Source organism: Nonomuraea sp. NPDC050786 (assembly GCF_040654115.1).
Classification (GTDB): domain Bacteria; phylum Actinomycetota; class Actinomycetes; order Streptosporangiales; family Streptosporangiaceae; genus Nonomuraea.
In genome coordinates, this window is record NZ_JBFAHJ010000031.1 from 103666 (window position 1) to 118561 (window position 14896).

Below are 14896 nucleotides of genomic sequence, written 5' to 3' on the forward strand. Positions count from 1 at the left end.
TGCTTGGACCACGGTTGTTCTGTCACTCCTTGTTCGTTGCTGCCTGGGTGAGGGTGCGCGGGACTGACCGCGCCGCCGACATCGGCGGCGGCGGGTGCTCAGCCCGATCCGGCTATGGCGACGTGGGGGCCTGCAGACCCTCGAGCAGCAGGGTGCACACCTCGTCGAGCTCGGTGCCGATGCCGGGGTTCTGCCATTCGGCGGCATGGGCGAGGTGGTGGAACTTGGCGGTGGCGTGGAAGACCGCGCGGGCGGTGGCCTCCGCGTCGTCGGTGCGAAAGCTGCCGTCGGCGGCACCGTCGGCGATGATGGCTGCCAGCTGGCCCAAGAGGTCGGCGACGTGGTCAGTGGCGACGGTGCTGTGCGCAGCCGCGAGGATCCCATAGGCGGCGAACAGCTCCGGGTCCTCGCGAATCTTGGCCTGCTTCACGGCCAGGACGGCGTGCAGCCAGGTACGCAGTCGTTGCGCCGGCGGGACCGCGCGGTCGGCCGCGATGACGGCGAGGGTGTCGCGGTTGTGGTCGAGCCAGTGCCGGGTCACAGCCTCGCGTAGCGCCTGCTTGGAGGCGAAGTGCTTGTAGACGGCGGCGTGGCTGACCCCGAGCGCCCGGGCGACGTCGACGACGGTTGCCTTGTCCGGTCCGTGGCGGCGCAGGATCTCCTCGGTGGCCGCCAGGATGGTGTTCGCGTCCAGCGGGACTCGGGCGGGCATCAGCGCTTGCTTCCTGTTCGCTCGCTGTCCAGGAGCGCGAGCAGGGCGGGGGCATAGCGTTCCCCGGCGACCGCCCCGCGCGGGACGGCCTGCTCGATCGCGTCCAGGTCGTCCTCGGTCAACTGCAGGCCGGCGGCGTCCACCGTCTCGGCGATCCGGCGCGGTCGGCCGGCCCCGACCAGCGCGACGATGTCTCGGTGCACGCGACCCTGCGCGAGCACCCAGGCGATCGCGAGCTGTGCGACCGTGACGCCGCGGGCGGTGGCGATCTCCCGCAGCCGCTCGACAAGCGCGAGGTTGGCTTCGATGTTGCCGGCGGCGAAACGGGGCAGGTGCCCGCGATGCCGTGCGTCGTCGGCGGACGGTTGCCACGTCCCGGTCAGCATTCCTTGGGCGAGCACCCCGTAGGCGGTGATGCCGATGCCCAGCTCGCGGCAGGTGAGCAGAATCTCGTCTTCAACGCCGCGGCTGAACAGCGAGTACTCGATCTGGACGTCCGTGATCGGGTGCACGGCGTGGGCGCGGCGGATCGTCTCGGCGCCGACCTCGGACAGCCCGATGCCGCGCACGTAGCCCTTGTGCACCATCTCGGCGATGGCGCCGACGGTCTCCTCGATCGCGACAGCGGGGTCCAGCCGGGCCGGGCGGTAGATGTCCACGTAGTCGGTGCCCAGCCGCTGCAGCGAGTAGCCCAGGTAGTTCGGGATCGCGTCAGGCCGGCCGTTGACGCCCCGCACGCTGCCGTCCGGGCCGAACAGCGCGCCGAACTTCACGCTCACCACGGCGCGGTCGCGGGCGGCGGGTCGCAGCGCCTGCCCGATGAGCGTCTCGTTGTGGCCCATCCCGTAGTGGTCAGCGGTGTCGATGAACGTGATCCCGGCGTCGAGCGCGCTGCGAAGTGTCGCGATGCTCTGGTCGTCGGCGCTGGGTCCGTATGCGCCGGACATGCCGGCACACCCAAGCCCGACCGCCCCCACACAGGTGCCGGCGCCGAGTGTTCTCTGCTCCATACGGCAAACGCTAACCGGATTGGTTACAAGTATCAAGCTTTGTAACCTGATACCGATAAGAAGCCAAGGTCACCGGAGGAGTGCGCCAGGACTGTCGTGCGTCTGGCAACCTTCGACGCGGACGGTCCGACAGGTTCCAGGACGAAACCGGGGAATTGCGCTGGTAGGCGCGTGGAAACGGGCGGTGGGCGGCGCGACTGCGCTGCCCACGCCTCCACCCGTGAAGGGGGCCGTGGCCGTCATGGGCCACGACGGCATCGGCCCGCAGAGCGAAGCCGCCTCGCCGCTCTCCGCGAGCCACTGCGGACCGGGGGGCGGCGAGGCCGGCACACTGTCGGCCAACACCCGCGACGCGGATCAGTAGATGTACTTCGAACGGTCGAGTGCCCAGTAAATCTCGCCCTTGCCGTCGTTCGCGACGTCGGCGACCACGAACACGTCCGAGTAGTAGTCGTACTTCTTGCTGTAGCTCACCATTGGCGTGGAGCATGCGATGGCGCTTTCTCTGCGCGCGTTGAGGGCGTCGGTGAAGATGCACATGGTTCTCTTGTAGTTCTTGTCGCCGCCACCGCCATTGTTTCTCCTGTTGACGTACAGGTAGACGTAGAAATGATTGAACCGGTGCATCGATCCGAAATGCTCGCTGAGCTCGTCCCAGGACATGGTCAGACTGGAGAAGACCTTGTAGCCCCTGCCGGACTTCCTCTTGGTGATGCAGTGGTCGATCTTGACGACGATGTCGCTCTTGTGGGGAAGCGCGTACTTCTTGGCGTCGTTGCTCTGGTCGCACCTGCTGACCTGGGCCGCCGAGGCGACGGTGCTCACCGGCGCAGCCGTGGCCCGGACGGCCGCCGCCGATTCGGCCCGCGCCGGCAGGCCGCCGCTCACGCTCGCCAGAGTGAGCGCGCCGGCCACCAGGACCATTCCGCCGGACGTCTTTCTCATGGTGCCCTCCCGTATGCTCAGGTGTTCACGAGCGTTCGCGCGAGCCGCCGCGTGGGCGTCGCGCTCCGGTGCCGCCATTTCGCGCAGGCGGACCATTCGCTCCCCGTGGCCCGGGCGAGACGCGCCGAGCCGCTTGCTCCATACCTTTAGATGGAGCCGGGTGCACGGGAGTTCGTAAGGGCCTCCGCTTTCTTGCAATTCCCCGCCGAGGAGGAGGGCGAGGACGGCAGGTCGAATGTGAATTCGCGCGGAAAACAAGTTGTTGAGGCAGCGGTCAATGTGTCCGGCACCCGCGCCCCGCCGGGCGCGAAGCCGTTCATGATCAGGAACTATCGGGCAGGAGGTCCGATCCGTCTGTGCGGCTCAGAGGTTCGGCCAGAGGATGAAGAGGGGGCAGGCGCGCCGGCTGGGCCGGTCGCCGAGCTCCTTGATCGCCGTACGGATCTCGTGCAGGTGCCCGGTGGTCATCTGCAATGGGGGCTCGTCGGGCTGGTAGGTGCTGCGGATCGGGTAGTCCACGCCTGGCTGCCTGGTCATCTCGATGTGGCAGCCGAGCACGTGGGTGACCGGTCGGCGGTCGGAGAAGTCGATCAGGCGGTCGATGGTCCGGGTGAAGGCCGGCCAGTCCTGGATGTAGAGGCGGCCCGGGTAGACCGTGTCCCCGGTGAGCAGGAACCCGGTCCACCGGTCGTAGAACGTGACCGCCGCCTCGTGGTGACCCGGGGTGGCCAGGCACTCCAGCACGCGGCCTCCCAGGTCGACCTGCGCCACGGCGTCGGGATCCGTGCCGAACCCGAAGTACTGCCAGGCGGTGACCAGGTCCGCGCCGACCAGCGTGGTGTCGGGGCGGTCGGCGAACTGACCGTCGCCCGCGACGTGGTCGCCATGCGGGTGGGTGTGCAGCACCAGCAGGTGGTACGCCTCCAGGGGGTGGCGGGCGAGCCAGCCGGCGACGAGCTCGTCGACCACTCGGCGCAAGGGGAAGAACTCGGCCGATGCGGTGGCGCCGGTGTCGATCAACACCGCCTGTGCGTTGCCGAACAGCAGGAACATGAACGGCGCCTCATAGTTGATCGCCATGTTCTGCCGCAGGATGAACGTGTGCTCGTCGTACGCGTGGACCTGGATGTCCGGATCGGTGTTGTGCTTGGCCGACGGTGAGCCGTGAATCCACCGGACGTCCAGCGCGCGAGGCTCTGGAGCCACTCCAGCGAAATCGATCAGGGGTGTGCCCGCATCCATGACGTCTCCTTCGAGTGCGTCGTCTTGGCAGGCCGGGTACGGCGCACGTCTCGTCCGGGGCAAGCACTGGCGGGCTTCCACGGCGACCGTACCACGACAGCGATCAGCCGCTCTCCGCCGCCGTGGACCGTCCTGGGGTGCCTGTCAGGTCGCGCGGATCCAGGACGGCGCGCCCTCCGGCCCACGCCACTGCCTGGCCGAACGCCCCGCCGTCAGCCCCCGTACGCATCCGGCACCTGTTTTCGCTACCATAGGTTTCGATACTTTTGGTAGCGAAAATATCCGTCAGAGGAGAAGCCATGAGTGACGTCACCGACGGGAAGCAGACGCCGGCCGGCATCCAGCTGCGCGGCCAGGCCGCGGGCAAGGCGCCCGACTGGTTGGCGATGACGGCCGAGGAGCTGGTCGCGTACCGGGACGAGGAGAACCGCAGGCGGGCGTCCCCCGCGGCCCGGGCGATCACCGGCGATCCGGATCCCGGCGCCGCGATCCAGTGGCAGCGGGTGGCGCTGCCCGGCCGCGAGCTCCCGGTCCGGGTGTACCGGCCCGCGCCGGAGCGCGTCGACCAGCGCGTCGACCAGGCCGGCCTGCCCCTCGTGCTCCACGTGCACGGAGGGGGGTTCGTGGGCACGGCGGTGCAGAGCGACTGGGTGAACAGCCACCTCGCCGCCCACCTGCCCGCGGTCGTCGTCTCGGTCGAGCACCGCCTCCTCGACCCCGAGACCCCGCTGTCGGCGGCCGCCGACGACGGCTGGGACGTGCTCTCGCACGTGGTACGGCATGCCGGGCAGTGGGGCGTCGACCCATCGCGGACCGCCGTCTTCGGCGAGAGCGCCGGCGCGTTGATCAGCTCCCTGGCCACGATCCGGGCCAGGGAGTCCGGCCTGCTCCTGCGGGCACAGGTGCTGGTCAACCCCGCTGTCGACCTGACCGAGACGATGTTCGACCACGCCTCGATCGCCCAGTACGCCGACAGCCCCACCCTCACCGTGCCGCAGTTGCGGCTGTTCCACCGGTTCGCCGTTCCGCCGGGAACCGATCCTCGTGCGCTGTCGCCGCTGTATGCCGACGACCTGAGCGGGCTGGCCCCGGCGCTCGTGGTGGTGCCGACCCACGACCCGGTGGCCGATCACGGCCGCCGTTACGCCGAACGACTGCGAGCGGCCGGGACGCCCGCGCGGCTCACCGAACACCCCGGAGCGGGGCACGCGTTCCTCAGCATGCCGAACGTGGTGCCGCAAGCCCAAGCCGCGCGGGCGGAGATCGTCGACTTCCTCCGAGGGGCCCTCGCCGGGTGATGGCTCCGGGCCTGCCGGTTCGCGCTGCGTCCCCGTCGGCCGACGGGGACGGCTCATCGTTGCCGTGGAGCGCGCCTCCAACCCGTAGGTGACTTACGCACTCGCAGGTGCCTACTTCCTGCCAGGAAGCTGCCTACCCATACTGAGGCAGCGAGCCGTTATGGACGGCCCCTCAGCGCAACGATGAAAGACAGAGGCATGAGCACGCTCTCCACTTCGCTACCCGGCGGCAGCTGGACCCTGGGCGACCTGACCGTCACCCGGTTCGGCTACGGCGCCATGCAGCTCGCCGGCCCCGGGGTCATGGGCCCGCCCGCCGACCGTGACAGCGCACTCGCCGTCCTCCGCGAGGTCATCGACCTCGGAATCACGCACATCGACACCGCCCACGCCTACGGACCGCGCGTCACCAACGAGCTGATCCATGAAGCGCTGCACCCGTACCCGGAATCGCTGCACATCGTGACCAAGGTCGGCGCGACCCGCGACGAGCACGGCGGCTGGCCGTCGGCCCGTCGGCCCGAAGACCTGCGCCGCGCCGTCCAGGAGAACCTCGAAACCCTCGGTCTCGAGGTGCTCGACCTGGTCAACCTCCGGCTCGGCGACGCCCAGGGACCGCAACCCGGCTCGCTCGCCGAGCCCTTCGAGACGCTCGTCGAGCTCCAGCAGCAGGGCCTGATCCGCCACCTCGGAGTCAGCAACGCGACGGCGGAACAGGTCGCCGAGGCACGGGCGATCGCGCCGATCGTGTGCGTGCAGAACATGTACAACCTCGCCTACCGCCAAGACGACGAGCTGATCGACGAGCTCGCCGAAGCGGGCATCGCCTACGTGCCCTTCTTCCCGCTCGGCGGCTTCAGCCCGCTGCAGTCCTCGGCGCTGTCGGCCGTGGCCGCCCGGTTGGATGCGACGCCGATGTCTGTCGCCCTGGCCTGGTTGCTGCGGCGGTCGCCGAACATCCTGCTGATTCCTGGCACCTCGTCGGTGGCGCACCTGCGCGAGAACGTCGCCGGCGCCGCACTGTCACTCTCCGACGAGGAACTCGCCGAGCTGGACAAGATCGGCCACTGACGGGGTATCCGCAGATCAGAATGCTGCTCCCGTCACTATCAGCGCATAGCGCGCAGGGGGCCTTGCCACAAGACCCCGGTCATACCGCACAATCGCCCTTCGACACCGGAACGTACGGAGATCGGGGGCCGCGGAATGCGGGTTGTGCTGGTGACCTACGGGTCGCGCGGGGACGTCGAGCCGATGACGGGGCTGGCGCTGCAGCTGAAGGCTCTCGGCGCCGAGGTGCGGGTGTGCGCGCCGCCGGACTTCGCGGAACTGCTGGTCGATGTCTCCGTGCCGCTGACTCCCCTCGGCTGGCCGATCCGCGCGCTGGCGACGGGGGCGCAGGAGACGCCGGAGCTCGACGTGACGCAGACCAGCGCGTGGATCCGGCCGGACGAGCGCCCGCTCCCGGCCGGCCTGGAGGCGTTCCTGGCCGCCGGTGCGGAGCCGGTGTACGTGGGCTTCGGCAGCATGCTGGTACGGGGGGCGGACGCGCAGGAGGTCTCCCGGGCCGTCACCGAAGCGGTCCGGGCGCAGGGGCGCCGCGTCCTGCTCGGGAGCGGCTGGGCCGACCTGGCCCTGATCGACGACCGCGACGACTGCTTCGTCGTCGGCGAGGTCAACCAGCAGGCGCTGTTCCGGCGGGTGGCCGCGGTCGTGCACCACGGCGGAGCGGGCACCACGACGACGGCGGCCCGTGCCGGGGCGCCGCAGGTGATCGTGCCCCAGGTCGCGGATCAGCCGTACTGGGCGGGCCGGGTGACCGAGCTGGGCATCGGCACGGAACACGACGGTCCGACGCCGACCGCCGAGTCCCTGTCGGCCGCACTCAAGATCGCGCTGGCCCCCGAGACCGGTGCCCGCGCGGCCGTCGTGGCCGAGCAGGTCCGCACCGACGGGGCGGAGCTGGCCGCGCAGCTTCTGCTCGACATGATCGGCCGGAGCGGGTCGGCGGGCTGATCCCGGAGGTTGCGCAGGTAGGCACCCCGCCGGTTTGCGCGTGCCCGCGGCCGGGTCGAGGGTCCGCAGCATCGTCGAGACCGAAGCCGACCCGGCCATGGCGCGGGACGCGGTGATCAGGGGTCATGGGCCAGGACAGGGCGTCCGTCCTCACCCGCCTCCTGGACAAGCTGGTCAACGGCGGCCGTCTGGGACGGTGACGAGCGCGCCTTCGTAGGCGGCGATGACGAGCTGGGCCCGGTCCCGGGCGTGCAGTTTGGCCAGAAGACGGCCGATGTGGGTTTTGACCGTGCCGACGGTGAGGTGAAGGTGCTCGGCGATCTCGGAGTTGGACATGCCCTTGCCGATGAGGGTGAGCACCTCACGCTCGCGTCGGGTGATGTCGTTGAGGTCTCGTACGACCGGGGCGGGGCCGGCGCCCTTCAGGAACTCGGCGACGAGCCGACGGGTCACGGTAGGCGCGAGCAGGGCTTCGCCGGAGGCGACGATCTGGATGGCGGCCAGGAGCTCCGTCGCGGTGGCGCTCTTGAGGAGGAAGCCGCTTGCCCCTGCTCGTAGCGACGCGTACACGTATTCGTCGAGATCGAACGTCGTGAGGATCAGCACGCGGACACCGGCGCAATCGGGGGCGGCGCAGATCTTCTCTGTCGCCTCGATGCCGTCCATGTCGGGCATGCGCACGTCCATGAGAACGACGTCGGGTCGCCGCCGGCGGGCCAGCAGCACGGCCTCGGCGCCGGTGCCCGCCTCGCCCACGGTCGCCATCCCCGGCGTGGTGTCGATGAGGACTTTGAGGCTGTCGCGTACCAATGCCTGGTCCTCGGCGAGCACGACACGGATGGGCGGGGGCCGGTGGTGCGCAGCGGTGTCATCGGTCATGCCTTGGTGCCCCTCGGGTCGTAGGGCAGTCGAGCCGACACGCGAAAGCCTCCTTCGGGCCGGCGGCCCGCGTGGAACGTGCCTCCGTACATCTTGACCCGTTCGCGCATGCCGATGAGGCCGTGACCGCCGGGGCGCGCTCGCGGCGGCCGGCCGTGGCGGGAACCGTCGTCGACGACCTCGATCACGGCTTCCCGCCCGTCGGCGTCCACCGCGACCGAGCAGCGGGTGGGCGCGGCATGAGTGATGACGTTGGTCAGAGCCTGTTGCACGATTCGGTACACCGACACCGCGACCGCGGGGGGCAGCGCGGCCTCTTCGCGGACGGTCAGGTCCACCTCGACTCCGGCCGAGCGGGCGTGAGCAGCCAGCTCGGGCAGGTCCGCCATGCCGGGAACGGGCATATGGGCCTGCTGGGGGTCGCCGTCGGAGCGCAGGAGGTCGAGCACCCGGTGGATCTCGGTGAGCGTGCTCCGGCTGGTCTGCTCGATGACGGCCAGCGCGGCGCGTACCTCCTGCGGCCGGGCCTCGGCGACATGGTTGGCCACGGTGGCCTTGACGGCGATCAGGCTCATGCTGTGGCCGATGACATCATGCAGCTCCCGGGCGATGCGCCTGCGCTCGTCGGCCACCGCCGCCTCGGCGAGGTGACGGACGAGGCGAGCGGTCGTGTCCCGCTTCCAGCGGACGGCCGTCCCGATGGCCCATCCGGCGACCAGCAGCACACAGATCACGCCGATCTCGATCGGCCAGGCCGGCGGCACCTCGCTGGGCTCCGCCGCGGGCGCCAGGCCCGGGAACACCCGTTCGTAGAAGATCAGGACCGCGGTGACCGCGGCTGACGCGCACGCCGCCAGGCCCGCCACCGACCACGCGACCGAGGTGGTGGCGGCCACCACGTACAGCACCAGCACGGTCGGTACGAACGACAGCCAGATCGCGCCCGCCGCGACAGCGCCGGCCACGGCCGCCAGCCCCGCCGTGGTGCAGGCGACAGCGAGCATGGCCCGCGGCCGGCGCCGCCGGACGGCGACCGGAAAGCTCACGACCGCGGCCACCGGCCAAGCCGACCAGGCGGGCCACCATGACGACGCCCCTGGCGGGTCGACGATGGCGTATCCGATCAACAGCGCCATGATGGCCGCCACCACCGCATCGGCGACCACCCGTCCGCCGAGCCGCCGCCCAGTCCACTCCATGGCCGGACGTTATCGCCTCAGCAGGTCACCCGGCGTCTGCCCACGGTTGGACATCGCGCATCCGTCCTGGGTCGTACCACCGGCACGTGACCGGCGACCAGGATGCGACCCGAGCCAGACGCGCTCCCACCGCGCCGCCCATCACCATGCTGATGCGGGCCGGCACACCGAGCCGAGACGCGCCGACACCGACAAGGCGGGCAGGAACCCATGAGCACTGATCTTCGGGAGCGAATCACGCGATGGCGACAGGCCACCGCGGACCGGCGCGCCGCCAACGCCGCGGCCAACCAGGGCCGGCGACACCCGTTTCCCGGACGATGGGTGAGTGCCGTCTCGCTGATCGGCGGCCCCGCGCTGATCATGACCGGGACGCTCCTGCGCTCCCCGTTCCACTACTTCGTCCCTCACCAGCTCGCCGCCTACGCCCGGCACCCCACCCTCGTCGTCGTCGCCTATACCTGCTTCGCCGCCGGGTTCGTCCTGCTGTGGCCGGCGGTCATGACGCTGGCGCAACGGATTGCCGCCACCAGCCCGCTGTGGGGACTGTGGGGCGGCTGCCTGGTGATCGTCGGCCTGTTCACCCGGACCTTCCAGTTCGGCACCGACCACCTGGCCTTTCACCTGACCGACAGTTTTGGCCTGCAGACGATGCTCAAGGGCATCGACGACTACTACCTGGCATGGCGGGACACGAGCTGGCATCCGTTCAAGGCCATTTCCGGACCGGCCTTCTTCGGCTGGGTGGTGCTGGCCGTCGGCGCCTACCGCTCCGGCGCCCTGGGCCTGGGCCGCTCGGTCGCGCTCGGCCTGATGTCGGCGCTCGCGCTGGGGACGCTCAAAGGCACCCAGCCGCAGTCCTTCATCGCCGTGGGCGGCCTCTGCGTCGCCTTCGTCCCCCTGGGCATCTCCCTGCTGCGCAGCGGCCCCCCGCCGACCAGGCGTGCCATGGTCTGGGTCGTCGTCCTCGTCGCCGTGCACATTCTCATGACGGCTTTCGGCCCAAGGGGATGAACGCCCCGGGCCTGCGCGACCGCCGAAGACATCGCCAGGTTCGGTATTGCCGCCGCCGTCGTGGCCGGGGGCCGACCGGGATCCCGTCCGGCCTTCATGGCCGGGCGGGATCCCGTCGTTCGGCCGACGGTTGGTGGACGCAGCCGGGCTTATCTGCTGCTGGTCAATTCCCGATCGGGGACGGTGGGTGCGGTCTTGCGGCCGGTGCTGAGGGTGAGGAGCAGCGAAGCCGCCGTCAGCGCCACACCGAACCAGACGGCGCTCGGGACGCCGAGCCGATCGGCGAACAGCCCGCCGAAGAGCGCTCCGAGCGCGATGGACGTGTTGTATCCCAAGGTGTTGATCGACATGGCGGCTTCGAAGGTGTCGGGCGCGGCGGAGAGCGTCAGGTTGATCTGGCACAGGTTGGCGGCGCCGAAGGAAACCCCCCACAGGGCCAGGGAGATGATCGCGCCGACCTGCGAGTGGCCGATCGTGAGCAGCAGCAGCAGGGACACCACGAGTCCCGCGCAGGCGGCGATGAAGCTGCCCCTCGGGCTCTTGCTCACCGTGTGTCCGGCGATGAAGTTACCGGCCGCGCCTCCGACGCCGTAAATTATCAGCAGCCCGGCGATGAAGGCGGGCGTGGCGGCTGAATTGTCCTCCATGAAGGGCCGCACAAATGTGTACGCCGCGAAATGGCCGAGCACGTACAGAATGACGGCGAACATCACCAGGCGGAGTCGCACGTTCTTGCGGGGGAGTGCGAAGACCTCCCGCACCGGGACCGCGTTCTGCGACGGCAGTGACGGGATCACGGTGGCGACCGCGAGGAACACCAGCGCGCTGAGGCCGCTCCAGATGAGGAACGTGCTCCGCCAGCTGGTGAGGCTTTCCAGGAATGTGCCCAGCGGTATGCCCACCACCGTGGCGATCGAGATGCCGGACAGCGCGATCGCGGACGCCCTGCTCGCGTGGCGTTCCGGAACGAGGCGCATCGCCATGCCCACGCCTATGGCCCAGAACACCCCGTTGGCGAATCCCATGAGCAGCCGCGCCGTCAGGACCAGCGGATAGTTCGGTGAGACGGCGGTGACCAGGTTTCCCAGGGCGAGTATCGCCAGCAGCGCGGACAGCAGCACGCGTCGGTTGACGCGCCTGGTCCAGGCCACGATGAACGGCACGCCGAGCCCGGCGGAGACGCCGTACAGGGTGACCATCAGTCCGGCGACACCCACGGACACGCTCAGGCTCGAGCTCACCGGAGTGAGCAGGCCGACCGGCATCAACTCGGTGGTGACGAAGACGAACAAGCTGGCTGTGATGACGGCGACGCCCAGCCATGATCTCAGGGTCGAGTGCGGATGATTGTCGGGTGCGGTCAACTTCTTCTCTCTCATTGTGGTTCGCAGCGGGTCGGCCGGCCGGAGCTGCGCCAGCAGCGCGGCGCCGATGATCACCAGGACTCCGACCAGCTGCGGAATCGACAGCGTCTGATGCAGGAACAGATAGCCGAGGAGCGTCGCGACGATCGGGCTGCACAAGGCGAGGACGGACACCGCCGGCGCCGGCAACCTCTCGATCCCGCGGAACCAGATCGCATAACTGACGACGGCGCCCAGGGACATGAGATAGCCGAATCCGACGAGGTCGGTCCCACTGACGGTGGCCGGCAGACCTTCGATGGCCAGGGTGAAGGGCGACAGCACGAGTCCGCCCGCGATGAGCTGCCAGGCGGTGAAGGGGAGCAGTCCCACTCCGTCCGGGCGTCCCCACAGTTTGGTCAGCGTGATGCCGATGGCCATGCAGGCCGCCCCGGCCAGCGCCGCCGCCACGCCGACGAAGTCCAGTGCCGCCGTCCCCTTGAAGACGAGCAGCGCGACACCGCCTGTGCCGAGGACGCAGGCCGCCACGTGCGCGTACCGGATTCTGTCCCCGAGGAGCAGCGCCGCCAGGACCAGGACGAGCATCGGCTGCGCCGACATGATCATTGCGGCTGTCCCGCCCGGTAGGCGATAGGCCGCGACGAACAGCAGGAAGTTGAACGCGCCGATGTTCAGGGTCCCGAGCACCAGGGCGCGCCACAGCCAGATTCCGGTCGGCAGCGTACGGGCGAAGGCCAGCAGCATCAGGCCCGCGGGAAGCGCCCGCACGGTGGCGGCCAGCAGCGGGCGGTCCGGTGGCAACCACTCGGTCGTGACCAGATAGGTGCTTCCCCAGATCGCCGGTGCCAGCGCCGTCACACCCGCGGTGAGGAGTCGCCGGCCGCTCTTCATGCCGCATCGCTCCTTATTGATAATCTCAACGTTGAGATAAGAGCACGGTAGCTAGCTCAACGTCAAGTAGATGAACGTTGAGATTCTTTGTACTGAGAGATGGCCGGGTTGGCGGCGCATGGCCGTCGAGCGGCCGGAAGGAGGCCCCGTTGGGCGACGCGGTGGACCTGATCATGACCCAGTGGCTGCGCGAACGGCCCGACGTCGACACCTGGCCCATGGGGATCGTCGGGCGGGTCAGCCGGCTGGCGCGGCTGCTGGATCGCGAGCTGAAGGAGTTCTTCGCCGCGCACGGGCTGGAGCGGTGGGAGTTCGACGTGCTGGCCACCCTGCGCCGGTCCGGGCCGCCGTACGAGCTGACGGCCGGCGCGCTCAACCGGGCCGCCATGGTGACCTCCGGAGCCATCACCAACCGGATCGACCGGCTCGCGGCCAAAGGCCTGGTCGAGCGGATGCCGGACGAGGGGGACCGGCGCTCGATCCGCGTCCGGCTCACCGAGCACGGGCTGGCGACGATCGACGGACTGGTCGCCCCGCACGTGGCGAACGAGGCCCGCCTGCTGGCCACGCTGAGTCCGGAGGAGCGTGATCAGCTGGCGGGCCTGATGCGCGGCCTGCTGGAGTCGCTCGGCGACACGACACCCGAATAGCGGCACGTGCAGGAGCAGCCGCAGGAGCTCCTCCACCGACTCGGCCTCATCGTCACGGGCATGAGGCTGGGAGGCCTCACATTCCGGGGTGCTGTCTCGTCGGTCCGGTGAAGGCAGATGCGACAACGGAAAGTCGGCGACACCATGACCACCCCTTCCGAGCCAGGAGCCGGCCGGCTCGATCCGAGCCTGAGCGCGATCATGAGCGAGCGGCGTCAGCTGATCAATCTCGCGTACCGGCTGCTCGGCTCCCTGGCCGATGCCGAGGACGTCGTCCAGGAGACGTACGCCCGCTGGTACGCCATGTCCCGGCAGCAGCAGGAGGCCATCGAAGCCCCTGGCGCCTGGCTGACGAAGGTCGCCAGCCGCGTCTGCCTCGACCTGCTCGGCTCGGCGCGGGCCAGGCGCGAGCGCTACGTGGGCGAATGGATCCCCGAGCCGCTGCCCGAGCGTACGGAGTGGATCAGCGCGCGTCCGGGCGGCGCCGCAGTCGACCCGGCCGACCGCGTCACCCTCGACGAGTCGATCAACATGGCCTTCCTCGTCGTGCTCGAATCGATGACCCCCGCCGAGCGCGTCGCGCTCATCCTGCACGATGTCTTCCGCTACTCCTTCGCCGAAGTGGCGGAGATCGTCGGCCGTACCCCGGCGGCCTGCCGCCAGCTGGCCTCCTCGGCCCGCAGTCGCATCCGCGCCGCGCAGCCTCCCGCGACTCCGTCAGCCCGGCGCGCCGGCATCGTCAGGGAGTTCAAGCAGGCCTGGGAGGCCAAGGACATCGACGCCCTCATCGGCCTCCTCGCCCCGGACGCCACGGCCACCGCCGACGGCGGCGGCCTCGCCAGCGCCCTGCTCCACCCGGTGGAAGGCGGCGAGCAGATCGCACGCCTCCTGGTCGGCCTCGCCGCCGACAGGGCACCCGACCTGATCTTCCTGGAGCGTACGGTCAACGGTCAGCCCGGTCTGGTGGCCCAGCACGACGGCGTCACCGTGATGGTGATGGCCCTCGATGTCGCAGGGGACCGGATCCAGCACATCTGGGCAGTACGGAACCCCGAGAAGCTCCGTCCGTGGACGGCGGGCTGACACCCCGCGCACGTCGCGAAGGCCACCCGCCGGCAGGCCCTCAGCTTTCCAGCTGCGCCAGAGCCCATCGGGCCCACTCACGCTGCGCCTCGTACTGGAAGATCCCGTACTGCAGCGCGAGCCGGCCGAAGCGCAGGCGGCCGCGCGGGTGGTCGCCGGCGTCGGCGGCCTCGGCGATGGCCTGGAGCTCGGCGATCATCTGCTCGGCCGTCTCCAGGTGCCCCCGCACGAGCATGCCCGCCTCCGGCGGGTCCAGAGCCGAGAGCAGGCACATGCGCAGGCCGTGCTCGTCGCGTACGGCGCGTGGTTTGGGCGGTGACAGCAGCCAGGCGCGCAGCTCCTCGCGGCCCGCGTCGGTGATCGCATAGGTACGGCTGCCGCGAGCCCCTTCTTCGGCGATGACGACCAGGCCCTCATCCGCCAGGCGCTTGAGCTCTGGGTAGATGTGGCTCTGCCGCGCGGTCCAGGTGTAGCGCTGCAGCGAGCGCTCGAAGCGGACGTTGAGGGCGTAGCCGCTGGCGGGCCCGTCCTCCAGCAAGCCGAGCAAGGCGTGACGCAGTGACATACCTCTATCTTGACATATACCGACGGAC

Annotated in this window: 16 protein-coding genes and 1 riboswitch; of the genes, 7 read left to right on the forward strand and 9 right to left on the reverse strand. The window is 69.9% G+C overall.

Annotated features, from left to right (window positions below; translation table 11 throughout):
* Positions 1–112: 112 nt before the first annotated feature.
* Both AB0H84_RS41165 and AB0H84_RS41170 read right to left on the reverse strand, forming a co-directional pair.
* Complete coding sequence (locus tag AB0H84_RS41165) at positions 113–712, reverse strand: TetR family transcriptional regulator (protein ID WP_357617151.1); 600 nt, start codon at positions 710–712, stop codon at positions 113–115.
* Positions 712–1722 (reverse strand): aldo/keto reductase, encoded by a 1011-nt coding sequence (locus tag AB0H84_RS41170; protein ID WP_357617153.1) that lies wholly within the window; start codon positions 1720–1722, stop codon positions 712–714. The genes AB0H84_RS41165 and AB0H84_RS41170 overlap by 1 nt, the downstream gene beginning before the upstream one ends.
* Before the next feature lie 184 nt (positions 1723–1906).
* On the opposite strand from AB0H84_RS41170, the gene AB0H84_RS41175 reads away from it, so the two are divergent.
* Positions 1907–2086 carry a hypothetical protein gene (locus tag AB0H84_RS41175; RefSeq protein ID WP_357617155.1) on the forward strand — a complete coding sequence of 60 codons (180 nt, stop codon included), beginning with the start codon at positions 1907–1909 and terminating at the stop codon, positions 2084–2086.
* Here the strand turns inward: AB0H84_RS41175 and AB0H84_RS41180 are convergent.
* From AB0H84_RS41180 to AB0H84_RS41190, 3 genes are all read right to left on the reverse strand, one after another.
* Positions 2080–2667 carry a hypothetical protein gene (locus tag AB0H84_RS41180; RefSeq protein ID WP_357617157.1) on the reverse strand — a complete coding sequence of 196 codons (588 nt, stop codon included), beginning with the start codon at positions 2665–2667 and terminating at the stop codon, positions 2080–2082. The genes AB0H84_RS41175 and AB0H84_RS41180 overlap by 7 nt on opposite strands.
* Positions 2668–3030: 363 nt before the next feature.
* Positions 3031–3909 (reverse strand): MBL fold metallo-hydrolase, encoded by an 879-nt coding sequence (locus AB0H84_RS41185; RefSeq protein WP_357617159.1) that lies wholly within the window; start codon positions 3907–3909, stop codon positions 3031–3033.
* Between the two features lie 13 nt (positions 3910–3922).
* A riboswitch (guanidine-III (ykkC-III) riboswitch) is annotated at positions 3923–3990 on the reverse strand.
* Positions 3991–4012: 22 nt separating this feature from the next.
* Positions 4013–4138 (reverse strand): hypothetical protein, encoded by a 126-nt coding sequence (locus AB0H84_RS41190; RefSeq protein ID WP_357617161.1) that lies wholly within the window; start codon positions 4136–4138, stop codon positions 4013–4015.
* Between the two features lie 70 nt (positions 4139–4208).
* Here AB0H84_RS41190 and AB0H84_RS41195 point away from each other — a divergent pair, with 70 nt between their 5' ends.
* The 3 genes from AB0H84_RS41195 (at position 4209) to AB0H84_RS41205 (ending at position 7223) form a co-directional block, all read left to right on the forward strand.
* Positions 4209–5207 carry an alpha/beta hydrolase gene (locus tag AB0H84_RS41195; RefSeq protein ID WP_357617163.1) on the forward strand — a complete coding sequence of 333 codons (999 nt, stop codon included), beginning with the start codon at positions 4209–4211 and terminating at the stop codon, positions 5205–5207.
* 198 nt (positions 5208–5405) lie between these two features.
* The gene (locus AB0H84_RS41200; RefSeq protein ID WP_357617165.1) at positions 5406–6278 is read left to right on the forward strand and encodes an aldo/keto reductase family oxidoreductase; all 873 of its coding nucleotides are present in this window, start codon (positions 5406–5408) and stop codon (positions 6276–6278) included.
* Between the two features lie 135 nt (positions 6279–6413).
* Positions 6414–7223 (forward strand): nucleotide disphospho-sugar-binding domain-containing protein, encoded by an 810-nt coding sequence (locus AB0H84_RS41205; protein ID WP_357617167.1) that lies wholly within the window; start codon positions 6414–6416, stop codon positions 7221–7223.
* A 174-nt stretch (positions 7224–7397) separates the two neighbouring features.
* On the opposite strand, the gene AB0H84_RS41210 is transcribed toward AB0H84_RS41205, so the two are convergent.
* The gene (locus AB0H84_RS41210; RefSeq protein ID WP_357617169.1) at positions 7398–8102 is read right to left on the reverse strand and encodes a response regulator transcription factor; all 705 of its coding nucleotides are present in this window, start codon (positions 8100–8102) and stop codon (positions 7398–7400) included.
* A complete protein-coding gene (locus AB0H84_RS41215; RefSeq protein WP_357617170.1) occupies positions 8099–9301 on the reverse strand; it encodes a sensor histidine kinase in 1203 nt (400 codons plus the stop codon). The genes AB0H84_RS41210 and AB0H84_RS41215 overlap by 4 nt, the downstream gene beginning before the upstream one ends.
* 210 nt (positions 9302–9511) lie before the next feature.
* On the opposite strand from AB0H84_RS41215, the gene AB0H84_RS41220 reads away from it, so the two are divergent.
* Complete coding sequence (locus tag AB0H84_RS41220) at positions 9512–10315, forward strand: hypothetical protein (protein WP_357617171.1); 804 nt, start codon at positions 9512–9514, stop codon at positions 10313–10315.
* 149 nt (positions 10316–10464) lie between these two features.
* Here the strand turns inward: AB0H84_RS41220 and AB0H84_RS41225 are convergent, their stop codons facing one another.
* A complete protein-coding gene (locus AB0H84_RS41225; protein ID WP_357617173.1) occupies positions 10465–12570 on the reverse strand; it encodes an MFS transporter in 2106 nt (701 codons plus the stop codon).
* A gap of 149 nt (positions 12571–12719) precedes the next feature.
* On the opposite strand from AB0H84_RS41225, the gene AB0H84_RS41230 reads away from it, so the two are divergent.
* Both AB0H84_RS41230 and sigJ read left to right on the forward strand, forming a co-directional pair.
* Positions 12720–13220 (forward strand): MarR family transcriptional regulator, encoded by a 501-nt coding sequence (locus AB0H84_RS41230; protein WP_357617175.1) that lies wholly within the window; start codon positions 12720–12722, stop codon positions 13218–13220.
* 117 nt (positions 13221–13337) lie between these two features.
* The gene (sigJ, locus tag AB0H84_RS41235) at positions 13338–14303 is read left to right on the forward strand and encodes an RNA polymerase sigma factor SigJ (protein ID WP_357617177.1); all 966 of its coding nucleotides are present in this window, start codon (positions 13338–13340) and stop codon (positions 14301–14303) included.
* A 40-nt stretch (positions 14304–14343) separates the two neighbouring features.
* Here the strand turns inward: sigJ and AB0H84_RS41240 are convergent, their stop codons facing one another.
* Positions 14344–14868, reverse strand: a complete 525-nt coding sequence (locus AB0H84_RS41240; protein ID WP_357617179.1) for a PadR family transcriptional regulator — start codon at positions 14866–14868, stop codon at positions 14344–14346.
* Positions 14869–14896 lie beyond the last annotated feature (28 nt).